The organism is Kiloniella spongiae (genome assembly GCF_001026905.1).
GTDB classification, from domain to species: Bacteria; Pseudomonadota; Alphaproteobacteria; order Kiloniellales; family Kiloniellaceae; genus Kiloniella; species Kiloniella spongiae.
The window spans coordinates 162,395-187,676 of record NZ_LAQL01000009.1 but is presented as its reverse complement, the minus strand read 5'-3'; the positions used below and the strand labels follow the sequence as shown (position 1 = coordinate 187,676).

The 25,282-nt window shown below is 45.1% G+C and carries 25 protein-coding genes; 9 read left to right on the top strand and 16 right to left on the bottom strand.

Annotated elements, in window-relative coordinates; genetic code table 11:
- Positions 1–67: 67 nt before the first annotated feature.
- Complete coding sequence (locus WH96_RS15105) at positions 68–880, bottom strand: metal ABC transporter ATP-binding protein (protein WP_082130512.1); 813 nt, start codon at positions 878–880, stop codon at positions 68–70.
- 21 nt (positions 881–901) lie between these two features.
- On the bottom strand, positions 902–1,885 hold the full coding sequence (locus WH96_RS15100) for a metal ABC transporter solute-binding protein, Zn/Mn family (RefSeq protein ID WP_245629496.1): 984 nt from the start codon (positions 1,883–1,885) through the stop codon (positions 902–904).
- Positions 1,886–2,173: 288 nt separating this feature from the next.
- Between WH96_RS15100 and mntR the strand changes: the two genes are divergently transcribed.
- From mntR to WH96_RS15085, 3 genes are all read left to right on the top strand, one after another.
- Positions 2,174–2,629 carry a manganese-binding transcriptional regulator MntR gene (gene mntR / locus WH96_RS15095; RefSeq protein ID WP_156176823.1) on the top strand — a complete coding sequence of 152 codons (456 nt, stop codon included), beginning with the start codon at positions 2,174–2,176 and terminating at the stop codon, positions 2,627–2,629.
- A 189-nt stretch (positions 2,630–2,818) separates the two neighbouring features.
- On the top strand, positions 2,819–3,424 hold the full coding sequence (locus tag WH96_RS15090) for a superoxide dismutase (protein WP_047765011.1): 606 nt from the start codon (positions 2,819–2,821) through the stop codon (positions 3,422–3,424).
- 283 nt (positions 3,425–3,707) lie between these two features.
- A complete protein-coding gene (locus WH96_RS15085; protein WP_047765010.1) occupies positions 3,708–5,429 on the top strand; it encodes a hypothetical protein in 1,722 nt (573 codons plus the stop codon).
- An 85-nt stretch (positions 5,430–5,514) separates the two neighbouring features.
- On the opposite strand, the gene WH96_RS15080 is transcribed toward WH96_RS15085, so the two are convergent.
- Positions 5,515–5,865: a hypothetical protein gene (locus tag WH96_RS15080; RefSeq protein WP_047765009.1), complete on the bottom strand. Its 351-nt coding sequence runs from the start codon at positions 5,863–5,865 to the stop codon at positions 5,515–5,517.
- 230 nt (positions 5,866–6,095) lie between these two features.
- Between WH96_RS15080 and WH96_RS15075 the strand changes: the two genes are divergently transcribed.
- Complete coding sequence (locus WH96_RS15075) at positions 6,096–7,298, top strand: phosphoglycerate kinase (protein WP_047765008.1); 1,203 nt, start codon at positions 6,096–6,098, stop codon at positions 7,296–7,298.
- A gap of 40 nt (positions 7,299–7,338) precedes the next feature.
- On the opposite strand, the gene WH96_RS15070 is transcribed toward WH96_RS15075, so the two are convergent.
- The 4 genes from WH96_RS15070 to WH96_RS15055 all read right to left on the bottom strand — a co-directional run bounded on the left by WH96_RS15070 (position 7,339) and on the right by WH96_RS15055 (position 11,279).
- Positions 7,339–7,698, bottom strand: coding sequence for an AzlD domain-containing protein (locus WH96_RS15070; RefSeq protein ID WP_053005983.1), 360 nt, complete (start codon positions 7,696–7,698; stop codon positions 7,339–7,341).
- Positions 7,698–8,432, bottom strand: a complete 735-nt coding sequence (locus tag WH96_RS15065; RefSeq protein WP_047765007.1) for an AzlC family ABC transporter permease — start codon at positions 8,430–8,432, stop codon at positions 7,698–7,700. Before WH96_RS15065 ends, WH96_RS15070 begins: the two co-directional genes overlap by 1 nt.
- A 115-nt stretch (positions 8,433–8,547) precedes the next feature.
- On the bottom strand, positions 8,548–10,116 hold the full coding sequence (locus WH96_RS21485; protein ID WP_053005981.1) for a PAS domain-containing sensor histidine kinase: 1,569 nt from the start codon (positions 10,114–10,116) through the stop codon (positions 8,548–8,550).
- Positions 10,116–11,279, bottom strand: coding sequence for a DUF2336 domain-containing protein (locus WH96_RS15055; RefSeq protein ID WP_047765006.1), 1,164 nt, complete (start codon positions 11,277–11,279; stop codon positions 10,116–10,118). Before WH96_RS15055 ends, WH96_RS21485 begins: the two co-directional genes overlap by 1 nt.
- Before the next feature lie 447 nt (positions 11,280–11,726).
- On the opposite strand from WH96_RS15055, the gene WH96_RS15050 reads away from it, so the two are divergent.
- The gene (locus tag WH96_RS15050) at positions 11,727–11,987 is read left to right on the top strand and encodes a hypothetical protein (RefSeq protein ID WP_047765005.1); all 261 of its coding nucleotides are present in this window, start codon (positions 11,727–11,729) and stop codon (positions 11,985–11,987) included.
- A gap of 92 nt (positions 11,988–12,079) precedes the next feature.
- Here WH96_RS15050 and WH96_RS15045 read toward each other — a convergent pair whose 3' ends face one another.
- Positions 12,080–12,505 (bottom strand): Lrp/AsnC family transcriptional regulator, encoded by a 426-nt coding sequence (locus WH96_RS15045; RefSeq protein WP_047765004.1) that lies wholly within the window; start codon positions 12,503–12,505, stop codon positions 12,080–12,082.
- A gap of 169 nt (positions 12,506–12,674) precedes the next feature.
- Here WH96_RS15045 and ctlX point away from each other — a divergent pair, with 169 nt between their 5' ends.
- The 3 genes from ctlX (at position 12,675) to WH96_RS22435 (ending at position 16,601) form a co-directional block, all read left to right on the top strand.
- On the top strand, positions 12,675–13,634 hold the full coding sequence (gene ctlX / locus WH96_RS15040) for a citrulline utilization hydrolase CtlX (RefSeq protein WP_047765003.1): 960 nt from the start codon (positions 12,675–12,677) through the stop codon (positions 13,632–13,634).
- A 76-nt stretch (positions 13,635–13,710) separates the two neighbouring features.
- Positions 13,711–14,247, top strand: a complete 537-nt coding sequence (locus WH96_RS15035) for an NUDIX hydrolase (protein WP_047765002.1) — start codon at positions 13,711–13,713, stop codon at positions 14,245–14,247.
- A gap of 245 nt (positions 14,248–14,492) precedes the next feature.
- Positions 14,493–16,601 carry a methyl-accepting chemotaxis protein gene (locus WH96_RS22435; RefSeq protein ID WP_047765001.1) on the top strand — a complete coding sequence of 703 codons (2,109 nt, stop codon included), beginning with the start codon at positions 14,493–14,495 and terminating at the stop codon, positions 16,599–16,601.
- Between the two features lie 46 nt (positions 16,602–16,647).
- On the opposite strand, the gene WH96_RS15025 is transcribed toward WH96_RS22435, so the two are convergent.
- Entirely contained in the window at positions 16,648–17,565 is a 918-nt protein-coding gene (locus WH96_RS15025; protein ID WP_047765000.1) for a LysR family transcriptional regulator, read from the bottom strand.
- A 97-nt stretch (positions 17,566–17,662) separates the two neighbouring features.
- On the opposite strand from WH96_RS15025, the gene speB reads away from it, so the two are divergent.
- The gene (speB, locus tag WH96_RS15020) at positions 17,663–18,625 is read left to right on the top strand and encodes an agmatinase (RefSeq protein WP_047764999.1); all 963 of its coding nucleotides are present in this window, start codon (positions 17,663–17,665) and stop codon (positions 18,623–18,625) included.
- Positions 18,626–18,674: 49 nt separating this feature from the next.
- Here speB and WH96_RS15015 read toward each other — a convergent pair whose 3' ends face one another.
- From WH96_RS15015 to WH96_RS14985, 7 genes are all read right to left on the bottom strand, one after another.
- Positions 18,675–19,409, bottom strand: a complete 735-nt coding sequence (locus WH96_RS15015; RefSeq protein WP_047764998.1) for a hypothetical protein — start codon at positions 19,407–19,409, stop codon at positions 18,675–18,677.
- A gap of 27 nt (positions 19,410–19,436) precedes the next feature.
- On the bottom strand, positions 19,437–20,378 hold the full coding sequence (gene ftsY, locus WH96_RS15010; protein ID WP_047764997.1) for a signal recognition particle-docking protein FtsY: 942 nt from the start codon (positions 20,376–20,378) through the stop codon (positions 19,437–19,439).
- Positions 20,379–20,414: 36 nt separating this feature from the next.
- The gene (mtaB, locus tag WH96_RS15005) at positions 20,415–21,722 is read right to left on the bottom strand and encodes a tRNA (N(6)-L-threonylcarbamoyladenosine(37)-C(2))-methylthiotransferase MtaB (protein ID WP_047764996.1); all 1,308 of its coding nucleotides are present in this window, start codon (positions 21,720–21,722) and stop codon (positions 20,415–20,417) included.
- Positions 21,723–21,792: 70 nt separating this feature from the next.
- The gene (locus WH96_RS15000; protein ID WP_156176822.1) at positions 21,793–22,656 is read right to left on the bottom strand and encodes an alpha/beta fold hydrolase domain-containing protein; all 864 of its coding nucleotides are present in this window, start codon (positions 22,654–22,656) and stop codon (positions 21,793–21,795) included.
- A gap of 47 nt (positions 22,657–22,703) precedes the next feature.
- A complete protein-coding gene (locus WH96_RS14995) occupies positions 22,704–23,549 on the bottom strand; it encodes an alpha/beta hydrolase (RefSeq protein WP_047764994.1) in 846 nt (281 codons plus the stop codon).
- A gap of 146 nt (positions 23,550–23,695) precedes the next feature.
- Complete coding sequence (gene dapF, locus WH96_RS14990; protein WP_047764993.1) at positions 23,696–24,526, bottom strand: diaminopimelate epimerase; 831 nt, start codon at positions 24,524–24,526, stop codon at positions 23,696–23,698.
- A 146-nt stretch (positions 24,527–24,672) separates the two neighbouring features.
- Complete coding sequence (locus tag WH96_RS14985; RefSeq protein WP_047764992.1) at positions 24,673–25,125, bottom strand: PAS domain-containing protein; 453 nt, start codon at positions 25,123–25,125, stop codon at positions 24,673–24,675.
- Positions 25,126–25,282 lie beyond the last annotated feature (157 nt).

The following is a 25,282-nucleotide window of genomic DNA, read 5'->3' as shown; positions in this document are numbered from 1 at the left end:
GTGATTCTGGTGATGATTCTGGTGGTGTTTTCTGGTTTTCAGTGTGATCTGTCGGTTCAGGTTAGGGTTACTGACCTGCGAGTGACATCAATCCAGACAATTCTGAGGGTGCAAGACGGCCACCATAGGCACGTTGCAGGTTTTCAGAGGTAAAGGCCTCGTGCATTGGGCCACTGGCTACTGGCCTTACATTGAGAATAAGCGCGTGATCGAAATAGTCAGGTGCGGATTGCAGATCGTGGTGAACACAGATTACCGTTTTGCCTTGGTCTTTTAGCTTTTTCAAAACGTTGATAATGGCACGTTCTGTTGCGGCATCTACACCGACAAAAGGCTCGTCCATGAAATAAAGCGATGCGTCTTGTGCCAGTGCACGGGCAAGGAAAACACGTTGTTGTTGTCCGCCGGATAGCTGTCCGATCTGTCGATCAGCGAAGTCGGCCATGCCAACTTTCTCCAGATAGGACAGGGCTTGTTCTTTGTGACCTTTTCGAACCGGCTTTAACCAGCCAATCTCGCCATAAAGGCCCATGGTGACAACATCCAGTGCAGAGGCTGGGAAATCCCAGTCCACGCTACCCCGCTGAGGAACGTATCCAATGAGCTTGCGTTGTTTGTCCACGGGCTTGCCATAAACCGTTATTTCCCCGGATAACTTGGGGATCAAACCAAGAGCAGCCTTGATAAATGTTGATTTTCCTGCGCCATTGGGGCCGACAACCGCAACCAAACCCTTTTCAGGGGCAACAAACGAGAGATCCCAGACCACTGGCTTGTGGTGATAGGAAACAGAGAGGCCGTCGATTGCCAGAGGTGCTTTCTTCGCGGCATCAGTGCTGAGGGATGTACTCGGTTGCAGTTTCAATAGTTTCGCGATCATCGGAAAATTTCCTATACAGCCTTAGTTAGCTGTGTGTTGCGTCAAGGTCAATTGTTTGCTCATGCCAGCCAAAGGAGCTTCGCCACCAAGAGCACGGCTAATCACAGTTGCGTTGTGATCAAGCATGCCAATGTAAGTGCCTTCGTAGGTTCCCGCGGGCCCCATGGCATCTGAAAACAATGTTCCGCCGATTGTTATGTTATGACCGCGAGCTTCAGCACCTTCGATCAAAGCTTTTACATTACGATCAGCAACAGAACTTTCGACAAAAACAGCCCTGATCTTCCGGGTGACGATCAAATCAACCAGATTTTCGATCTTCTTTAGGCCAGCTTCACTTGCTGTACTTAACCCCTGAATGCCAACGACTTCAAAGTCATATGCTTTGCCAAAATAATTGAAAGCATCGTGAGCTGAGATAACAACACGTTCGTTTTCGGGAACACTTGAGAGAACGGTTTCAACATATCCATTAAGCTGTTCAAGCTTGATTAGGTATTCCGCAGTATTTTTGTCGTAGAAATCAGCATTTGCAGGATCGAACTTTTTGATAACGTTGAGCGCCTGGTTTGTAACCGCCATCCACTTACGCACATCCATCCAGACGTGTGGATCGTTTTTGTCTTCGTAATCCTGACTGGTCAATAACAGAGATTTGTTGATTGTCTCGGCCAAAGGAACCACTGGTTTTTTGGTTGCCATACGTTCCAGCGCATCTTCCATCTGTGCTTCCAGATAGAGGCCATTGTAGAGAACGATATCTGCTTTTGTCAGAGCGGCGACATCATATCTGTTCATTCGATAGGTGTGGGGGTCAACACCTTCACCCATAAGACTATCCACTTCCATCTTGTCTCCGACGATGTGGCTGACGGCATCTGCGATCTGGGCAATTGTTGTGACTATAATAGGCTTATCGGCTCTGGCTAAATGGCCGGAAGCGATGAGAATAACTGCTGCCAAGATAGTCTTGGTTATAAAGGTAAAGGATCTAAGTAACATCATCAGTTTCTTTTTAATCTGTCTGCTTCGGGGCGTTAATGGCAATAGAATCGAGTCGTGGTTAAATATAATGGCTTTGATGTTGAGGGATAAATTTGTAGCCTAGGCTACATTTAGTGTCAATGGCATAATATCTCAAGGTTATCTTATTTATTTTGCATGTAATAATCTCAAGTTGATTTGGGTGGATGCATAAGTGTGCTTGCTCTTTTACATCCGGGATTCTTTCAGGTAAGTAAGGGCAAAGCAGAGTTAATATTAGATGAGTGGCGGAAGGTTATATTTAAGTCCATGACATCAGTGACTGACCCAGAGGCGAATATAGAATTGGAAGATGCAGAACAGCAGGCTGCAAAGTTTGAGCGTGTTCGCGAAGCCCATAAGACAGAAGTCGCAGAAGATTATGTTGAACTAATCGATGATTTGATCAATGCAAACGGGGAAGCGCGTGTCGTTGAACTGTCGGAACGTATGGGCGTCAGCCATGCAACCGTGAATAAAATTATCCAACGTCTTCAGCGCGAAGGGTTAGTTATTTCAAAACCCTACCGATCAATATTTCTGACAGATCAGGGACGTGCTCTGGCATTGGCTGCACGCCGCCGACATGAAATTGTGGTTCGCTTTTTAAAAGCCGCGGGTGTGAGCGATGCAACAGCAGAGATTGACGCCGAGGGTGTTGAACACCATGTGAGTGAAGAGACACTTGAATGTCTTTCTGCTTTAACGCTTAAGATCGAGAAATAAGCCGCTTTTTCTTTTTAAGTACCTGTTTGCCTCCTGACTTAATCTACAGGCAGATTTTCTTTTCTTTTTAGTTATTCGGAACTGAAAATCATATAGATGCGATTTTCGCTTTTGGTACAGGGGGTAAACGGGCTAAAGTGCGGCAGAAATTCGAATACTGAAACGAAACTAATAAATTGGGGAAATCTCATGGCTCTTGAATTACCAGCTCTTCCATATGCTTACGACGCTCTGGGACCATATATGTCTGCAGAAACTCTTGAGTTTCACCACGACAAACACCACAACGCTTATGTTGTGAATGGTAACAAGCTTCTGGAAGGTTCCGATCTGGAAGGTAAATCTCTGGAAGAGATCGTTAAAGGTTCTTTTGGCGATGCATCCAAGGCGGGCATTTTTAATAATGCGGCACAGCACTGGAACCACATCGAGTTCTGGAACATGATGAAACCAAACGGTGGTGGTGCCATTCCAGGCGAACTTGAAAAGAAGATTATAGAAGACTTCGGTAGTGTTGATCAGTTCAAAGCCGATTTCGTAAACGCTGGTGTTACACAGTTCGGTTCCGGGTGGTGCTGGCTTGTGCTGAATGACAGCGGCAAGCTTGCTGTGACCAAAACTGCAAATGGTGAAAATCCACTGGTTACTGGTGGTCATGCACTTCTCGGCTGTGATGTTTGGGAGCACTCTTACTACATTGATTACCGCAATGCGCGTCCAGACTATGTAAAGGCTTTTGTAGATAGCCTTGTGAACTGGGAATATGTTGCAGAGCGCTTTTCAAAAGCCAGTTAATACCGATTTGAATTCCTGATCAGAATGTTTGGTCAGAGTGAATGGAAAACGGCCCGATTATCGGGCCGTTTTTTGTATAATAGATGAAGCACTGTTTGTATCCTATATTCTGGATTTTGCGGGGAATTTACTGAGATTTTTGTTTGAATTTCTGTAAGGCGATCAAGGTGGTTTTCTTTCCGCGATCTTCCTGTTATTTTGCCAATGCTTTTATTAAAGTATGTTTGAATCAATTTGGTGACCAAGTGGGAAAAGATCCCGCTTGAAATGGGGAAGAAGTCATATGAGAGCATTAGGGCGTATTGCCGGAACGATGGTGGCTATTGTGGCTGGTTTCAGTTCTTTGGCAGGAAAAGTTCATGCTCAGGATTTGGCCGGTGAGCCAGCTCCCAATCAGCTTATTGCTTTTGATGGCCTTGAATACGCGGGGGCGGCAAAGGTTTTTGAACTTGCTCCTGACCAGCTCTATTCCTTTGTACCTTCGCTTGGTGATCTTTCTGATCGGGTTTCGTCCCTGAAACTTGGCTCGCAAGTTGGCGCTATATTCTTTGAAGGTCCTTTGTTTCAAACAACTGATAAGTCCTGCGCACCTTTGTTAGGCAGTAAAGAAGAACCACATCTGTTATGGCAGGGACCATCTGCGGACCTTGTCCCGCTGAAACGGGTGAATGATGTGCCTATTTCGATGGCTGCACCGCAGGATGATACCTATTCATCCATGATCATCTATCGCCGTGACATGGGACCGCCACCTGGTGTTCTTATGTTACAGCGGTTGAATACATACAGCCGTGGCTGTGCGAATGTTCTCGAGCAATTGAACTATCGCCGTGCTTTTATTCCAGCTTGGGATAAAGGTCGTACAGGTTATTGTCAAAATTTGGTTGGCCCTACGACTTATGCTGGCGAGCGCGGGACTTTCCGGTTTAATGATAGTGATCAGTTGGTATTTATGCATCCGGTCGAAATGGATCCGGCTTATCAATCTGTTCGCCATCGTGTCCGGGCTACGTTATATGATTTTCCCGATTGTCAGGGGAATCACGTTACCTTTCCTTTTAAAGCGGAAAGTATTCGTAAGTTTAACCTGGCGGACTATGGCTATAAAGGTCGTGCGCGTTCTGTAAAGGTCGAGTACGTTTCTGGTCCCGCATCTGCTGTATCTGGACTGGCAGTTGCAAGCGCAGCACCTAAAACCGTTGTTACAAAGACCGGTGACGTAACTGCCCCGGCGAAGACGGTTACGCCGCAGGTTACGGCTGTAGAGCCAAAGACTGTGTCGCAAGCACCTCAAACATTTGTTGCGCCAGAGCCAGCTGTGACGCAAGAAACACCCACTACTAAAAAGAGCGTAGAGACGCCGCAATCTACTGCGGTACAGAAGCCGATACCTCAGGCATCTGCAGAAGCGCAAACGTTTGTCGCTCCTGAACCTCAAACATTTGTTGCGCCGGAATCTCAGGTGTTCACAGCTCCGGCACCTGCTTACAGCCCTGCAGATTCAGATTTACTTGCAGCAGGTATAACGCCAGCTGGTGATGATGCCTTAATCCCTCAACCTACACAGGTAACTGAGGGAGAATTGGAGCGCCAAGCGATTACATCGCAGTCTGAAAATCCACTTTTTACTCCGTCATATCAGCTGTTCGAAGCGCAACCAGCTGAAAATGTTGATAGCCAACCGTTAAGTTCAGGGAGTTCTGACGAAAACGGTAGCCTACCAACGGAAACAGCAGAGCGCTTTGTTAGCCCTTCAACAGGGGGGACCACCTATGAGTTCCCTGTGTTTGATGCATATCGTCTGAATTATTGTCTGACGCCGGGAACAAACTGTGGAGAACCTGCCGCACGTGAATGGTGTCAGAAAAAAGGTCATGAAACAGCGGTAGCCTGGGTTAGGGATGACAATATCGGCTCGATTTTCCCGACAATTAACATGGGCTCAAAAGAAATTTGCTCGAACTATCGCTGTGACGGTTTTAAGGAGCTGACTTGCTCTAATTAAAACGTGGCTTAAGTCACGTTTGGTGATGTTTTTCGGTTAGAATTTTTAGACAGGATTGGTTCGCGCCAATCCTGTTTTTGTATGCTTATGATGTCGGAAAAGAGCTGTAGATTTCAGCTAACATATTTGTGTGCTTCTGAATCGCTTCGGTGCCCTGATCCGAGCCGGTATAAAGGCCTAGTTCTCTTAAAAGAATGAAGAACCCACCGCGTGGAATGGCTGGTTCGCCGCGACTGACAGCAAGGGGCACCAAGGAGAGAGCTCCAATACTGTGGTCTGTTCGCATAATGTCTTCGAGCTTATGAGTTAGTTTGTGAATAATTTGGGGGCCGGGAATTTCGGCTTCTATTGCGAGCATACGGTAGCTGATCGTCTGGTGCTTCTGTGCGGTATTTTCCAGTATCGCCCTTATTTTTTGTTCTGTGTTGTCAGTCACAAAATGCGTTCCCTTGTTCTGATTTATTTTTGATTCAGACTTACCATTGTTGGTGTTCGTCAAAGGCCAAACCTTAATACCTTTGCAACCCCATCTAATCCACTTCGGACTTGAATTTGATTGGGTGACTCTGTACCACTTCTTTTAAATAAGAAGCTAGTTGTAAATAAGAAACCATTTGGGCGCCAGAAGTCTGACCAGAAGTCTCATCAGAACAACAGGAAGTAATTATGACCCAATTTCAAACTATTGACGATCTTCAGTTGAGCGGTAGGCGTGCGCTTGTCAGGGTAGATTTTAACGTACCGATCCGAGATGGGAAAATCACCGACAACAGCCGTATCGTCCGGGTATTACCAACAATACGTGATTTAAAGGCACAGGGTGCCAAAATAATCTTGATGGCCCATTTTGGACGTCCAAAAGGTAATGTCGTTCCTGAAATGAGTTTGGGACCCGTTGTTGAAGGGCTATCTGATGCCTTGGGTGGCGAAAAGGTAGCTTTTGCGGGCGACTGTATTGGCACGGAGGTTTCTACCCAGATTGATGCTTTATCTAATGGTGAAATACTGTTGCTTGAGAATCTTAGGTTCCACGCGGGTGAAGAAGCGAATGATTCGTCCTTTGCGCAGGAACTTGCGAAGCTTGGCGATGTTTATATTAACGATGCTTTTTCAGCCGCACACCGTGCGCATGCTTCAACGGACGGACTGGCCCGGCTACTTCCTGCGGCGGCTGGTCGTTTGATGCAGACAGAACTTGAGCATCTGTCACAAGCATTGGGGCAGCCTAAACGCCCGGTTGCTGCTCTGGTTGGTGGTGCAAAAGTATCAACGAAACTGGAGTTGCTCAGTAACCTCGTGGGCAAGGTTGATGTGCTTGTTATTGGCGGTGGCATGGCCAATACTTTTTTGAATGCGCAAGGAATTGAAGTCGGACGCTCACTTTGTGAGCATGAAATGGCGGATACAGCGCGTGCTATTCTAAAGGAAGCTGAGGCACAAAATAGTAAGGTTATGCTACCCTCTGACGTTGTTGTTGCGGAAACGCTGGCTGAAAATGTTCCAACATCCACGGTTAAGACATCATCCGTTCCTGCTAATCAAATGATTCTGGATGCTGGTAGCCAAACAGCGCTGGAAATTGTTGCTGAGCTGAAGGGCTGTAAGACGCTGGTTTGGAATGGTCCTCTTGGATGCTTTGAAACAGAGCCGTTTGATGCCGCGACAAATTCAGTAGCTCAAGCGGCTGCAGGCCTGACTGTATCGGGTGATTTACTTACTGTTGCCGGTGGTGGTGATACAGTTGCTGCTTTGGTTCATGCCGGTGTTGATGAAGATTTCTCTTATATTTCGACTGCGGGTGGTGCCTTCCTGGAGTGGTTGGAAGGAAAAACCCTTCCAGGCGTTAAAGCATTGGAAGATGCGGCTTAGCATTAATAATTAGTTTTGGTTGATAAATGAACTGGGGTCTCTAGAGAGGTCCCAGTTTTGCCATCAAAACCAGTGCTGTAGCGCCTGCTGTAACACCTGCAAGTAGGTTCTTTCTTGTGAGAAAGAATACGGCGAGGGAAATGATTGTCGCTCCGGCGCGTTGTTCCAAGCCTAGTTCAGCCAATGGACCGATGGGAAGAAGGATCATGCGGGCGATTAATCCGGCAAGTAAAGCGTAAGCAACACAGGTAACCCAGCGGAAAATGGCACTGTCCTTATCCATTTTTCCTGATACAGCAACACCCAATCCACGCCAGAAGTAGGTAACAGCAGCAGCGACGCCCAATGCAGCCATTGGGGCCATGAAGTCTGAATTTAAAAAGCTGTCCAATCCATTCATTATGATTGTGCTTTCTTGAGCTTACGTTCACTGATCAAGAAAGCAATGGTGCCGGCAACAAGTCCGGTGATGAGCAAACTCCAGTTCGGGGTGAGTAAAAAGGTTAATGGCCCCAGAATGGCACCAAGAATAAGGGCTGTAGGACGACCTGGTTGAGTGAAGTCAGCCAGAAAAACCAGCATAAAATAAACGGGATTCAGGAAGACCAATCCCATTGTTACTTCTGCGGGTAACAGGCCGGGTAGGTGGTATCCAATGTAGGTCGCTAGCATACAAACCGACCACAGAGGAACGACAAAACCAGTGAAGTAAGGAAGGCGTTGTTCTTCCGGGAGGTTCGGGCATCGTTTCATTGCCGCTGCCCATCCGGTAACAGCGATGAAATTACTCATGAAATAATAAACAATTTTAGGTGTTGTTTTGTTGCGAATGAAGGGCATTAAAACAATTGTCATTGGCATAAGGCGGCAATTGATCAGGCCGACTGCTGCGGCAATTGCGAAGAGGGATGCGTTGATTGCATAGAGTTCCATGGTGGCAATTTGCCCTGGAATCGCCCAGTTAACAGCGGTTGAAATAAGGGCGTGCCAGACTTCCAGCCCGGTTTCACTGACCAGTGCGCCAAACCCCATATAGGTGCTGCCTAATATGAGTGCCGGTATAGTGAGAGCATCTTTGGCTCCCTGTATATAGGCGGCTCGTTTTGAGCCAAAATTATCAGGTGTGTTGTGCATACCCGGCTTTAGACTCCGGACTAAGAAGAAGAGAGTAAAATCCTAACACAAGAAATGGAATGAAAGCATCTGTTTTGTGCAGTGCAAAATATTTGAAATGGGACGGCGGGATGTTTTAGGAAGGTAAAATTCTGGAGCCCGGCAAGACACATTTAACCGAAGTTCCCTTGCCGGGATCGCTGGTCATTTCCAGCTCACCGCCGTGTAATCTGACAAGTCCTTGGGCTAAGGGAAGACCAAGACCTGTGCCATCGAACTGTCGGCTCAAGGTGCTATCGATCTGTGCAAAAGGTTCAAATGCTTTCGGGATATCTTCTTCGGACATACCAATGCCTGTGTCCATAACAATAAACTCAAAATCACCATCATCATTAACACCGCCAGCGAGTTCAACAATACCACCAGACGGCGTGAACTTGACAGAGTTAGCAAGCAAATTAATAAGTACTTGTTTCAGTTTACGCTGATCTGCATGAATCATCGGTAGTTTCGAGGGCAGGGATAATTTTAATTTCAGTCCTGCATTCTCGGCGCGTTCGATCATAAGGCGTTGAACAGACACTGCCAATTTTAGAGGATCGGTAGCATCCTCGAGTAATTCAAGTTTTCCCGCTTCAATTTTTGCGACATCAAGAATATCGTTGATCACGCTTAAAAGGTGACGGGCTGAGGTATGAATATCGTGAGAATATTCGTGGTATTGCTTGTTCCCTAAGGGGCCCAAAAGCTGTGATGACATCATTTCGGAAAAACCGATAATGGCGTTCAAAGGAGTGCGCAGCTCGTGACTCATATTGGCCAGAAATTCTGATTTGGCCCGGTTTGCGACTTCGGCGGTTTCTTTGGCTGTTCTCAGGGCGCCTTGTTGATGCTGTTGTTCTGTAACATCTCTGGCGCTACCCCGGTATCCAGCATAAGCTCTGGTTTCGTTGGTGTAAAAGGCAAGGCCGCTTACAAGGAAAAGGCGCTCTTCGCCAGATCGGCTCAGAATTGTCAGTTGTTCATCTCTAAAAGGTTTGTGAGTGCCTGTTGCTTTGGTGTTTGCAAATATATGATCCGGTTCTTCTAGAATCAGGTCTTTGATGCTGCGCCCCAGAAGCTCGCTGGGGTGATATCCGAGGGCCTTTTGTACCTGTGGCGAGACATAGGTAAAGTTCAGATTTTTATCCGTTTCCCATGTCCAGTCTGAAACCAGTCGACTCATATCGTTCAGGCGACTCTGTACTGAGCTTAGAACTTCTTTTAGTTGAGCGTTTTCATCGTGAGGGCGTAGGACAACAGCTGTTGCACCGGGATGATTGTTTGTACCATTTATAAAGTGATAAGAAGCCAGATAATGACGGGCTTTTTTATTGATAATTATGGTGTATTCGTCTGGATTACTGCCGCCTGCAGATCTTATGGCTTCAATTTCTGCTGGGCTGTATGGGGGTGCTATGGCATTTTCAATTAAGCCCGCATCTTCCATTTCTGAGGCGATAGTTTCATAGGCGGCATTTGCAAATATAACTTGGCCTTCATTGCTTATGACGCAAGTCGGAGGGCCATTATGAACAATGTCATTCTTCAGTGAAGAAATAATCTCGAATGAGCTACTCAGATTATGAGGAAGACCAGAGCTTTTGCTTTTTGTATCGCGATCCTTTGGGAGTTTCACGATACGGCCCTTTGTTTCTTTTACCATCACGATGCCTTTGCCCCACTTACTGATTTTTTATTTGCGGAGGCTGCGTCGACTTCGCTGATGGCGTCTTGATACTTGGGATCCATTCGCCAGGAATCGGTGATTAATTGAGCGTCATCTTTACTGACCTTATCGTAGATAAGCATCGCTCGGGATAGGTCTCGCGGATCCGTTTTATGTCCGCTTGGGTTTCCTTTGCGGCTCAATAGAAAGATGGTCGCAAATGTTTGTTTGGGTATGTCCATGGCAAGACACAGGATTGCTATGCCTTCGCCTTTGGTCTCGTAAAGAGCTTTTCGCAAGCCGCCGGGCCTAAAACCACTCATTTCACAAAACATACTTTCGAATAGCTCAACTTCCCCCTGCCGAAGGGCTTGAACTAAACTGTCAACGGTTAGCAAATTGTTCTGTTTTAATTTCTGGGCCAGTTTGGTAGCGGGGGCATGTGGTTTTGGTAAGACTCTATCCTGATCAACAAGCTTGTGGATACCAGATTGAATCTTGTTATCAACCTCTTGAATATCCACGGGGAAATTCTTGAGGATATGTGATCTTAAAGCAGCAGATACCCACCAATACATACGTTCGGCCAAATGGGCTGGTAGATCTTCCCGGTTAACAAGTGGTTCCTGAAAATCATCAATGCGTCTCGATTGGTCGGCGAGGTATTCCAGAGTGAGTTCTGAAATAGATGCATTTTTGTTTTCCAGAAGTGTCTTGATAACGTCCTTCTTGCCTGTATTAACGAGAGCATCTGAAACGTCGCTGCTAAGTTCATTTCTAAGAGCAATTGAAAGCTGGTGTTGATGTGTGCGGGATTTAATAATATCGACGAGATCCTGATCTTGAAGAATATTACTGTTCATTAAAATTGGGCGTGCGACTTCAATATCGTCATTTGCGAGCATTAAAATCAGTTCATGGGGAACGGTCTTGGTTAGGGAAAGTTCTTCGCTTAAAGCCTGTCTTACTAGCTGTTCAACATCGCTTATTAGCTTGCCCAGGATGTCAGTCATCAAGGCTCTTTCTAGCTCGGAAAGAACTCTTTCTTCCTCTGAGAAAAGTTGACCTATCGTACGCGCAAGCGTCTCCCGGCCTTTGACCGAACGGTCTAGTGCCATCGACAGCAACTTTTGCAAGTTATTATCCTGGTTTTCCGGCAAGGGAACCCCCGCTTCCTTATACCCCGGTGCGCTACTTGCGCGTTCACAGCCATTATTGACTGCATTGATCCTTATTTTATCGAGAGAATCTACGGCGAGGTAGATTCACTTGTTAACAAACAATTACGTCAAAACTTATGAAAATAGTCTTAACTTTTTCGTTAATCTATTAGGTGATGTGTATGTGTTGACTTGGTGGCTACTAAATATAGTAGTTTGGTTGTGTAGTTGATAGCAAGTTCTGTATGGTTAATAAAAGATTCATTAAAAGAATCGGTTTAAATATATACGGAAAGGAACTTGAAGAATTAGTTGTTGATAACTTACGCGATATATTTACGAATATTTATTCACCTAATAAGAGTTGTTGGGTCGAGATGCTATTTGGCTTGATTTTTTTGAGTAGCGCTTAACGTATTATTTACTGGATTTAGTCATTCTTCTCTCATGAAAATTTCCAACAAAAGAGATGCTGGATTCTTCACGGGTGTATCACCCGATGGAATCAAAAAACAGCAAGCTTCTGAAGCTAAGAAAGAAACTGCCCCTGCGCGATTGACGGTTCAAAAGGCACTTAAGCCTTTTACTGGTGATCTCAGGAGTTTTGGGATTACCGAGCGTCTTAGAGAACTTTTTGATGCAGCCAAAATCGCAGCTGAATCTGGTAAAATACTCCCGCGAGGATCATTCCTGAACATTACGGTATAAAAATACAATGTTACAGTAATCTTGGTTACAGTAATCTTGTGGGCCAGTTGATATCGTTGGGTACATATAAAAGCTTGGTCTGTGTTAACTCTTTAAACGGAGCTCAGGAGAAGACTGGTTTCACTATTGAGAATCCCGTCGATACTTCGAACATTTCGCAGAACCGTATCGAATTCCTGTAAACTTGATACCTGTATCTCTGCGACGAGATCCCAATTGCCATTGGTCGTATGCAACTTTACCAATTCTGGCATCCCTCTTAGTTTTTGTATGACTTGGGTTGTTGACTTTCCCATTACTTCAATTGACATGATTGCCTTGAGTAGATTTGGCTCAGTATCTTCTCTGACTCTGACTGTGAATCCTAACAAAGCACCGGAATTTAAAAGCCGATCCAGCCTGTTCTGTATTGTACCTCTGGATACCCCTAAAATTTCTGAAAGCTTTGAAAGCGGCGCGCGACCATCTTTTTTTAAGATGGCGATTATTTCCCGGTCTAGAGAATCAAATTTATACATATCGGCTGCTTGTTAGCTAAATTGACAATTGTATTGTAAAATATACATAAAAAAATGAAGATATTTATAAATAATTGTCATATTAATTAAAATTACCCTCTTTTAAGCTCTTCTTCTAATCGGAAAACACTGTGCGAGCAGGATACTTATTAGAAGGAGAGTATCAGATATGTCGTTGTTAATTTCTCTCAGTGCACAGCAGCCTGATGTGAAAAACTCCCCCCAAATACCGATAGCGGTCATTGTTATTCGGCCACATCATTTTACTGCAAACCCGGAAACGGCTGAAGATAACGCGTTTCAGAACATGGGAGTAAATGCCGAGCAGGAATGCGCGATCAGGGCCTACCATGAAGTATCCAATACTATTGATACATTGAGATCTCATGGCGTTAACGTTCATGTTTATGAAGATGAAGGGCGACACACACCTGATTCAGTCTTTCCAAATAACTGGTTTTCAACTCACGCAGGTGGGCACATTGCCATTTACCCTATGTATGCAGAAAACCGACGAAGGGAACGCCGCACAGACATTATTGAAATGCTCAAACATAGCTATCGTGTGCAAGACGTTGTTGATTATTCTGGAATGGAAAACGACGGACTTTTTCTGGAGGGGACTGGGGCAATGGTTCTGGATCACATAGAACGTGTTGCCTATGTCTGTAAATCTCGGCGAGCTGACCCTATTTTATTGGAGCGATTTTGCTCTCAATTTAACTATGAACCTATCGTTTTCGAGGCGTTTGATAGCAAAGGTCGTGCTGTCTATCACACAAATGTTCTGATGTGTATTGCGAGTGATATTGTTTTGGTTGGGGCAGAGATGTTGCGTGACATCGATCAAAGAACAGCATTACTGGAGAGGCTAAAAAATACGGGGCGGAAAATTATTGAACTTTCAGAGGCACAAATCGCTGCATTTGCAGGAAACATGCTGGAGGTTCAAGGCGCCAATGGTTCATTGCTTGCTATGTCGGAAACAGCCCGAAGGGCTTTGACTTGTGAGCAAATCGATCAGGTTGAGCAGCGTCTTCCGATTGTTAACCTACCTATTCCAACGATAGAAAAAGCAGGAGGGTCTGTCCGGTGCATGTTGGCTGGCATTCATTTGTCAAAGCGTTAGTTGTGTGTAGGCTTAGTTGTTCTTGGGGAATGTAATTTCTCTTGCTCTCAGATCATAGCGCAGACATTCTGATCACATGAGTAATGATGATCATTTACATATTCCTCCTGATGCCTCTTTTTCCCGTCGAATTCCCGATCAGGATGACAGAGAGCGGGTAGTTTGCAATACCTGTGACTATGTTATTTATGAAAACCCCAAGATCGTTGTGGGGGTTGTTGCCACGTGGCAAGAGAAAATCTTGCTGGTTAAAAGAGAGATAGAACCTAGGCGTGGATATTGGTCACTTCCGGCGGGGTATCTGGAGCTTAATGAAACAGCCGAAGATGGGGCGGCAAGAGAAGCCTGGGAAGAGGCTAGAGCCAAGCTGACTATCGATCAGATTCTGGCCGTCTATTCTCTTCCACGGATTAGTCAGATTCAAATTATATATCGTGCAAAGCTATGTAATCCTGACGTATCTGCCGGGCCAGAAAGTCAGGAAGTCACGCTTTTCGATTGGCATAATGTTCCATGGCAAGATTTGGCTTTTCCAACAGTAGGGTGGGCGCTTAATCAGTATCATTCTATTCGGGATAAAAATGAATTTCCCACTTTTACTAACCCCCGTTGATTCTGGAGTTTCTTAGCGTTTTCATGAGATTTATCAGGCATAGATTTTAACTATAAATAGTATAGATTTGTTGTATATATTAGGCTATTTGACGTGAATTTGACGGAATATGTTTTTATTTCAAGTTTTTCAGTAAAAATTCCCACATATAAGTATTTGTTAGTTAGTTGTTAAAGTCTTAGCCTTTATCTTCGTTTGCAGGTCTCGCGCGATTCTGGATCGCTATTGCTATGGAGTTCGAGTAAATGCTGTCTAAAGCCCTCACAATCCGTAACAGTCTGTATGCTGTTGCTCTAATTCTAACCGGGCTTGTGATTTATCAAGCTGCGACCTCTGTTCTGGAGGACTGGCAGGATTATAAGGATGCGCAAACGACGCAGGAATATAACCGGGTTGAAGGGCAGCTGATTTTGGCCGCTAAATTCTGGGCAGAAGAGCGTTCCTTAACGTCTGTCGCAATTGCATCAAGTCAAGAAATTACAAACGCAGGTCAAAAGGATATTGTGACAGCCCGGGAACAGGGTGATGCAAGCTATCTGGAAGCTGTTTCCTGGTTAGGAAATAACGCGAACTTTCCTGATAAAGCAGCGGTACTGGAATCTGTGCAGGCTACACACGCTGCCTTGGTAGAAATACGCCCTAATATCGATATATACATCTCTGTCCCGAAGTTCCAAAGGGATCGTAAGGTCGGGGATGCTGCGGAGCCAGCCATTACAGATATGATCATGGCGTCAAAGACGCTGCGGGAAAGATCTTCATTTCAACCTGAGAAATCGGGACCAAACTTTACAATGGTTCAGCGGTTGAAAGAAAGTGCGTGGGTGATGAGCGAATATGCCAGCCGTGAAAAAGCTGGATTAGCCTATGCCATTTCCAAAAAAGTGAAACTACGCGGGACACGGTTAAAGAACTTTTATACAGATCGCGGGCGCGTAGAGAATGCCTGGCAAGATTTTCTTGCCTATTCACATAAGCCAGGCGCTGCGGAGAAAATTTCCGCTGTGATGGCTGCACTGGAATCTGACTTCTTCAGTGAAGACCAATACGAAGGTTTACGTGAAGCTGTTTTCAAAAAGGGTATTCGTGGTGATGACTATCCAGTTGATGAAGCGGAATGGTCACAGACGTCTGAGAACGCAATTAGTCCTATTTGGGATCTGGTTGATGTAACAACGGTTACGTCAGGAGAATTGGCAAATGCAGCCGCGACGGAAAGCTGGAATCGTATGGTTGCCGCACTGATTATTCTATCAATCGGAGTTGTTGCCGGGCTTGTATCTTTCTGGATTGTTGCCGTGCGGGTTATTTTCCCGGTGAAGTCGATTACATCATCTATGCAGGAGCTGGTTGACGGTAATCTTGATGCGGAAATCAGGGGCGCGAGTGGTCATGATGAAATTGCTGATATGGCCAAGGCTGTTCTTGTCTTCCGCGACAATGCTGTTGCTGTTAAGAAACTGGAAGAAGAACGCAAGGAAGCCGAAAAGCGAAGTGAAGAGGAAAAGCGTCAGGCTATGGTCGAGCTTGCTGATCGCTTTGAGAGTGAAGTGAAGGGAATTGTTCAGACGGTATCGTCTGCGGCAACAGAGATGAGAAGTACTTCTGAGGGAATGCAATCTACCGCAGGAAATACGTCACAACAGGCTGTGGCTGTAACTTCTGCTTCAGAGCATGCAACAGGTAACGTACAAACTGTTGCGGCAGCGGCAGAAGAACTTTCAAGTTCAATCAATGAAATCAGTCGTCAGGTCAGTCAGTCAACAAGCATTGCAGGTGATGCTGTGGCAAGGGCACAAGACGCGAATAATCAGGTTTCTGGATTGTTGGACGCTTCAACCAAGATTGGTGAAGTTATTAAGTTGATTTCCGACATTGCAGAGCAAACTAATCTGCTTGCGTTGAATGCGACGATTGAGGCTGCTCGTGCCGGAGATGCCGGGAAAGGTTTTGCCGTTGTTGCCAGTGAAGTGAAAAGCCTGGCAACACAAACAGCTAAAGCGACAGACGAAATTGCACAACAGGTTACCGGCATCCAAGGAGCAACGGATACGGCGGCTGATTCAATTGGTAAAATCACAGGTACAATTGAGCAGATAAATGAGATTACGGCTTCCGTGGCTGCGGCTGTTGAAGAACAAGGGGCTGCAACGCTTGAGATCTCGCGTAATGTTCAAGAAGCTGCGACGGCAACAAGTGAAGTGTCGTCTACTATTTCGGATGTAACAAGTGGGGTAGAAGAAACCGGACGAGCTGCACAGGATGTGCTGAGTGCTGCGTCAGAACTGTCACGTCAATCCGAAATGCTTAATACACAAGTTGACGATTTTATTCATCAGATCCGAGAAGCTTAAAACCACTAACTTTTAACGATGGATTTAAAAGGGGTCTTGGCAAAGGTTAGGACTCCTTTTTATTTTCTGTTCTGAGGCTTGCGGCAAAACACTTTCTAAAGGCGTCAAGAACAGGAGAAGGATGTGTGCCTGCTCTGACAATTAATTCAAAAGTTGATTGATAACTTAACTTTTGAGGATTAAGCGCTTTCATATCCCCACTTTCGATCCATTTCTGAGCAAGATGATCAGGAAGATGGGCAAGGAAATGTCCAGAAAGTATCAGATAAACAAGCCCTTCCATTTGGTATGATAAGGCACCTGATCCTGTTGTTTTAATGTTTGAAGGATGTGGGCGACCTGCTGTGTAGCCGCGTTGAGCAATCTTGTAATCTGTTAAGTCTTGTGGTTTCAGCTTATCGGTATTTATGTGGAAAAGAGGATGCCTTGAGCCGCAGTACAGGATTTGATTTTCTGTAAAAAGCTGTTGGTAGTGAAGTCCGGGTAAGTGCTTGGGAAAAGCACCTATTGCAATATCTAGCCGTTGATCAAGTACTTCCCGCTCTAATAAATTTGGGGGAAGAATATTGATTGTAGCTTCAATTTTTCCTTCCAAATTGAATAACTCATGCAGACTTTGAGAGATCGAAGAGTTTGGATGAGTGATTAGGTTGTCAGTAATTCCCAAAGAAAGCTTGCCGCTAAGTTCTTGGCGAAGGTCGTGAATTTCATTGGTGAAACCATCAATTTGGTTAAAAAGAGTTTTTGCAGCACTATAAACGCGGTCCCCTTCTTTTGTTAAAGAAAAGCCTGTCCTTCCGCGTTGACATAGGCGCATGCCAAGCCGAGTTTCGAGATCTGACATTTGAATGCTGATTGTCGAGATGCTGATATTCAGTTCGGCCTGTGCCTGTGAGAAGCCGCCACAATCAGCCACAGTCAAGAATACACGGAGCTGGCGAAGGTCCAAATTGTCTAGTTTCATGCTTTGATATTTCTCAAAATAAACTTTGTTATTTTATAATTTCTTTAAGTTACTGCCAAGGTCACACTGTTGGCGAGTTTTATTTTGGGAGGCAGGAATGAGTAAGGTTACGGAACTACCGCCAGACGGAATGGATTTGCCGCGATTTAGTGGTATTGCAACTTTTATGAGATTGCCGCATGTCACCGACTTCACGGGGTATGATATTGGTATAATCGGTGTTCCTTGGGATGCGGGTGTTACCAATCGACCCGGAACACGTCATGGTCCACGTCAACTCAGAGATATGTCGAGCCTTATTCGCAGATACAACGGAGCAACCTGGGTTGCGCCTTTTGATGATTGTCGGATTGCGGACTTTGGGGATGTAAAAGTTAACCCTGTTGATCTCGATATGACAATGCAACGTGTCACGGACTATATGGTGAGTGTTCGTGAAGCTGGTGTTATGCCAATGGTGGCAGGTGGAGATCACATGATCTCGCTTCCGATACTTCGCGGACTTGTTGCTGATAGCGGACCTGTGGGTATGGTTCATTTTGATGCACATATGGATGTGAACGACAGTTATTTCGGTGGAAGTAAACTGACCCATGGCACACCTTTTCGTCGTGCAATAGAAGAGGGATTACTTGATCCCAAACGGGTTGTACAGGTTGGGATCCGTGGGTCGCGATATGACCGTTCGGATGAAGAGTATGCGAAAGACGTTGGTATACGAGTTATTACGATTGAAGAGTATTTTGATCTCGGAATTCAGGAAGTAATTAAGGAAATCCATCAGGTGGTTGGCGATCAAAGAACCTATGTGACCTTTGATATCGACGCGTTGGATCCTTGTTATGCGCCTGGTACGGGAACACCAGAAATCGGAGGCTACACACCCTTTGATGCACAGGTGATGATTAGATCCCTCGGTGATTTGAATTTGATCGGTGCGGATTTGGTTGAAGTTTCGCCTCCGTTTGATCAGTCAGGCGGAACTGCAATTGTTGGCGTCAATCTTATGTTTGAACTGATTTGCGTACTTTCGCAGGCACGATGTCGACAAAAGGCATGATTTTACTCTAGGCGTTGTATTTAATATCAGAGGGGCCTTAGGTTGAAACTTAAGGCTCCTTTGAGGCAAAAGCCAAGCGGAACTGTTTCATCAACATTCTGGTGAGTTGCCACCCCTGAAGCGTTTGCTGCTTGGTTGCTTCGCCGCAAGAATTTTTGTCCTGGGATGAGGCTTTTTTGTATGAAGCATCAATAGAAGATGTGTCGAAAGCATCCGGGTATCGAGCTTGTAGTGCATCGCTTAATGCTTTGTAGCCAACGCGCAACTGTTCTTCATATTCAGGTAAGAGATGGTTGCAAACAGCATTTGTTCCAGCCGCAACCGCGATAATATCAATTCTCTCTTCATCGAATTTTTTATCACTGACATTCAATTCAAAAGTTTGCCCTGTTAGCTGTTGTGTCAGATCTCGTGCTTTTTGCAGGGAGCGCTGAATGAAATCCTGCGATTTCTGATCACATTTGAATCGTTCATCTCTGGATGTCTGGTAGGCTGTGCCTCGGATCATATTAAGGACGGGCGCGTTGGTGAAAATTTTGTTGAGTGAGTAGTCCAGCATGTACTGTTGCCAGTAATATTCTCTGGTTTCTTCCGGGGAGAGAAGCAGGCATCTTTCTTCCAGAGCAAGGCCAGTCGCAATCTTACCGTATTCAGTGATCACTTCATTTGAATCGAGCTGTTTTTCCTGTTCAGCATAGCTTGTTGATGTCTGTGTAGTTACAACACAAAGAACAGTACAAACCGGGACAAGAGCTTTTTTGAGCAGAGTAACAGTGCTTTTCATTATCTTCCTATGAGGATCAACAGGGGGTTAGATATTGTCTAATCCCATAAGAGAACGTGAAAAATCTCTGGCTGTAAAGGGGCGTAAATCATCGGCTGTTTCACCAACCCCGATGGCGTGAACGGGTAACCCGAATTTTTCTGCCAAAGCGACCAGAATTCCTCCGCGTGCAGAGCCGTCCAATTTGGTGACGACCAAACCGGTTACATCAACGAGCTCTTTAAAAGTACCTACTTGAGAAACGGCATTTTGTCCTGTTGTCGCATCCAGAACCAAGACCACGTCATGGGGCGCATTTTCGTCCAGTTTTTTGATGACTCGAATGACCTTCTGGAGTTCAGACATCAGGTCAGATTTATTGTGTAAACGCCCGGCTGTATCAATGAGAAGAACGTCAGCATTTTCTGATCTTGCACGCTCAATAGCTTCGTAAGCAAGGCCCGCAGCATCAGCGCCAGTTTCTTTGGCAACAACAGAGCAGCCTGTCCGTTCACCCCAGATTTGAAGTTGTTCAATTGCTGCGGCCCTGAAGGTATCGCCCGCAGCGAGCATAACATTTAACCCTTGAGCTTTGTATTGTGTTGCAAGCTTACCAATTGTCGTGGTTTTTCCACTACCATTGACACCAACCATCAAAATAATATGAGGAGATTTGGATTTATCAACATCAAGTGGGAGTGCAACAGGCTCTAGTATTGTTGCGATGTCTGCAGCCAGAGCTTCTGAAACTTCTTGAGGTTCTACATCTTTATTAAACCGGGTTTTTGCCAGATTAGCTGTAAGCTTTGTTGCTGTTGCGACACCAAGGTCGGATGTGATCAGAAGTTCTTCCAGCTCTTCTATACTTTCATCGTCAAGCTTCTTCTTGGTAAATATCCCGCCAATACCTTCTCCCAGTTTAGAGGAGGAACGGCTAAGTCCAGCTTTCAGACGGGAAAACCAGCCACCTTTTTTCTTATCTTCACTCATTTGGGGTATCACTCATATTGTGGGTTTGATGACAGGTTATTGTGCTGATCTTTGTGTTCTGGCGGTATTTGCAGCGTCTGTTCCCAGGGGATAGGCAAGCAATTTTCCGTCGCGAATATCGGCAATGTACACAGGAACAACCTGCCCGGAAAGGTCTCCTTCAAGGGCGTCAACTTGCACAGGTGCATAGTGCTCTGTTCGTCCAAAACCATTCTTTTCGATAAGAACCTGCGCTGTGGTGCCTACTCTGTCTTGCATGAAAAGTTTTTCAGCTTTTTGGCCTGCATCACGCAAACGGGCAGCACGCTCTTTACGAAGATTTCCGGGAACTTGCGGCATTTTTGCTGCTGGGGTTCCTGGGCGTTCTGAATAGGGGAAAACATGTAGATAGGTTAATCCAAGCTCTTCGACCAGTCGATAGGTGTTTTCGAACATTTCATCGGTTTCAGTCGGAAAGCCGGCAATAATATCAGCACCAAAGACAACATCAGGTCGCAGTTCCCGGGCTTTGACCACCATGTTGATAACGTCTTGTCGTAAATGCCGTCGCTTCATTCGTTTGAGAACCATATCATCACCGGCCTGAAGAGAAATATGCAGATGAGGCATAATCCGCGGTTCTTCGCCGAATAACCGATAGGTATCTTCGTCAATCTCTACAGGGTCAAGAGAGGAAAGTCTTAAGCGTTTGAGCTCAGGTACTTGTGCCAACAATCTGCGTGTCATCTGGCCAAGAGTTGGTTTCCCGGGTAGGTCCAAGCCATAGTCGGTGATATCAACTCCGGTTAAGACGACTTCTTGCACACCATTGTTAACAAGGGTCCTCACTTGTTCTGTAATGGCGCCTATTGGGACAGAGCGATTGTTGCCGCGACCAAAGGGAATGATGCAGAAGGTGCAGCGATGGTTACAACCTTGTTGGATTTGAACAAACGCCCGTGTGTGTTCCTCAAATCCGTGAACGAGATGAGCTGCCGTTTCTTTGGCTTCCATAATATCATTAACGGAAACTTTGGCGTTCGGATCCAGATCAAAACTCTCGCGCTTCAGCTTTTCTTCGTTGCCCATCACATGATCGACCTCGGTCATGCTGGCGTAGAGATCCGGGTTAATCTGTGCGGCGCAGCCGGTAACAATGATTTTTGCGTCGGGGTTCGTACGACGAGCTTTGCGAATGCTTTGTCGGGCTTGCCGCTCAGCTTCAGTGGTGACAGCGCAAGTATTAAAGATAATTGTATCTGACAACCCAGCTTCGCGGGCATGCTGACGCATTACCTCGGACTCATAGGTATTAAGCCGGCAACCAAAAGTAACAATCTTTGGATCTGTCAGATTCTTTGTCATGTCGCTTTATGAACGATGATCGAAGCCTTGTCCAGCAACGGCTTTGCAAGTCAGCTATGTTCGGCAGAGGCTAGTTTATGTTATTGGAAATCTGATTTTGTGCGGCAAATATGCGCTGTTGAATATATTGCCAAATTTTGGGTGTTTCTTTCTCTCTGAAACATCGGCTCCAAGGATAGCCATGAAAATCAGAAATGCCACAATCTTCCGGAGTTTGGATTAACAATTTGATATTGTTCATCTCTTTCATGAAGTCGAGATCTTCTGGTGGGGCGATTGTGTCGCCCTTAAAGGAATAAACCAGACCTGGCTTTTCCGTTGCTTGCTCAACGGTAGATTTCCATATTTGGTAATAAGGTGCCAGGTTATCTGATTCCTTACTTTTCCCTGTATAGGCATAACCATATCCCGGAGCTGAAACGATGAACCCGTTAAATGAATCCGGAATATCCGCTGCCGCAACCAAGGTGGTTGAAGCTCCACCGGAATGTCCTAATAAGAATGTTCTGTCGGGTGTAATGCCGTGGCGTTTGAATTTCTCTAAAAGGAGCTCTATCTCAACGCTTCTCTTAAAGTAACGGGCTTCTCCAGGCGTTTTACCGCTTACTTGTTGAGAGCAGAGATAAAAAATAACGGTTTCTTTGTGTTCGCGAACAATTGCTCGGGCGTAGGACGGAATTAGTTCCGGGTAACACTTTTGTCCATGACCACCGTTACTTGTCCCATGATTATAGATAAAAAGAATCGTGTCTTCCGGATTGGGTATGCTTCGCTTCATCTGCTTTGCAAAGTCAGCATCACGAATGGGTGTAAAACTATCACCAACAGCAAAAGCACCATAAGGATCGTCTATTTTGTCTATTTTGGTCGTTTGACATGCCGTTATAAACATAAGTGATAGCGTAGTACAGAAAACGTATAGTCCTAATTTCATTATACTCTTCTTCATCTATATGACAGAATCAATGAAAGGATGAGCTTTTATTCGCTGCTTTTTTTAATATAATTCAAGATGAATTTGGTTTCACTTAGAGCGAAACATTTAGTCCATGGATAAGCATGAATTTCGTCTAACTCGCAGTTTGTATCATCTTTATTTAATAAGATTTTGTAGTCAATGTTACGCATGTTTTGCATGAACGCGATATCTTCAGGAGGGGAATATTTATCACCAGGGAAGGCATAGACAACTCCCCGGGATTTAGTGCCTCTTTGAATGATGGTTTTCCAATTATTATACAAGTTTCCGTAGTTTGAAGCTTGATTTGATCCTCCCAGATAGGCGTAGCCGTAACCAGGTGCTGTTATAATATAACTATTGAATTTTTCAGGTGTTCTTGAAGCAGCCATTAAGCTTGATGATGCGCCACCTGAGTGACCCATCAGAAATATATTATTCTTTAGGATTCCGAGTTTTTGAAATTTATCTGATACTTCAGCGATTTCGATGCCTCGTTTGTAATGTACTTGATTTACAATACTGTTTCTGGAATTTCCTCCAGATTCTTGTGAGCATAGATAATATGCAATGATATCTGAATCTTGTTTGGTTAATAGCCTGACATAAGCAGGTAGCCAGTCTGTGTGGCACCTTTGGTGGATACCTGAACTTATTGTGCCATGGTTGTAAATTAAGAGGGTCGTTTTGCTGAGATCTCTATTTTTGAAAACCTTAGTTGTATCAAGTTCGAAATCGTTCAGTGTTCCGCCGACAACTTGATCGCCATCGACATAAAATGCACCATGTGTTTCTTTTGATGATTTATTCGTCGTCTGGCATGCGGTGAGAGTAGCAAGGCATAGCGTAACAAGAAATAGATACTTCATTTAATTCCCCCCTAGTTTAGAGAGAAAATGTATGCCTTTAAAGTGAAGTGCAATGAGAAAATTTCAACATACTAAATTTTACAAACTCAATTAAAAGGTGTGAACACCTCCAATGTTTGCGTAACTATTTATAATCAATTGGAGATTTATAATAATTCAGGTGCTATGTGTCCTTCAAAGACTTTTGAAACAGGGCCTGTCATCAGGACAGTGTTGTCTTCCTGCCAGTGGATAAACAGAGGGCCACCATCAAGATCGACCTGTACTTTTTTGTCCGTTAGCCCTCGCCTTGATGCGGCTACAGCTGCTGCACAGGCACCTGAGCCGCAGGCTGAAGTAATGCCAACACCACGCTCAAAAACACGCAACCGGATGTGATTATCACCAACCAGGGAAGCAACGCTGATATTTGCCAGTTCAGGAAAGAGGGGGTGATGTTCTAGGCGGGGGCCCAAGGCTTCGAGCTCGATCGCTTCGGCATCTTCAACAAAGAACACGGCATGTGGATTGCCCATATTCACGCAAACAGGGTTCCGTAAGGGAGGAAGTTTTATGCCGGTGTTGAGGGTATCTCTTTCTTCCGAGAGGGGGATGTCCTTCCAGTCTAAAAGTGCGGGTCCCATATTGGCGGTAATTAGACCATTTTCTTCTTTACTGACCTTTAAGAACCCCGCCAAGGTTTCGACCGTAACTGTATCTTGGCCTGTTTCGTTCATTAGAATAGAGGCAATGCAACGGGTGGCATTACCGCAAGCACCAACTTCACTGCCGTCTGCATTTTTAATGCGCATAAAAGCATTGGCGTTGGGGTTTTGACTCTTTTCAATGATGATGAATTGATCGCAGCCAATGCCAAAACGACGATCTGCAATCAATCGTGATTGATCTTCCGTAGGTGTAAAGGCTTCTTCTCGGGCATCAATGACGACAAAATCATTACCAAGGCCATGCATTTTTACAAAGGATCTGCCGTTCATTACACGCTCTCTTATGCCGTCATTCTTGTGTTTTATGCCTCTGTGCGTATTGGCGAGGGCATTTGAATTGTTCATCAGTTATAAGATAGAGAGAAATCTGTCTATTTAAAAGTCTATAAGACCCCGTTGAGAGGGGGAAGATTCTATCAAGCAGACGATTTGCTTGTGTAGGTGACGCCCACCAGCAGCATGTCAACATTTATGCCGTCTCTAGCAAGGGGGAGGATAAGATCTTCCATATCAACGATTCCCTGTTTTGGTCCGACATAGGGAGTGTGAGGATAGATCGGTTGAGCCGTTTCAACAGCTTGTTTGCAGTTGTTCCATATCCTGCTAGGGGGCTTTTGGTGATCTAAGGTGCTCATCCATTGATTAGTGTGATCATTCTTAAGGTAAGCAGCGATATGTGTGCCAATTAATCTGTAGCGAAAGTCGAGTGGATCTTTCTGGACATCCAGTAGGACGAGGTGAGGGAGAAAATCCGCCATTTCAGCAGGATCGATATCATGCCTGGCGGGTAACTTTTCTAGAGATGCTTTGCTTAGCCAATAATCATAGAGCTTTCTGATTGGCTGTGTTTTTATCTGAAATTCTAACATGCCGAATCTTCGACTGAATCAGCTGTTTTTTTATTTGTGCTAGAGTATGAAATCCGCATTAGGGTATCAGAAGCCATTGTTTTTTTATTGTTTATTGCGGCTCATAATTAGCCGTGATGAGATAAATGACAACTGACGAGTGATTGTATTTCTTGCA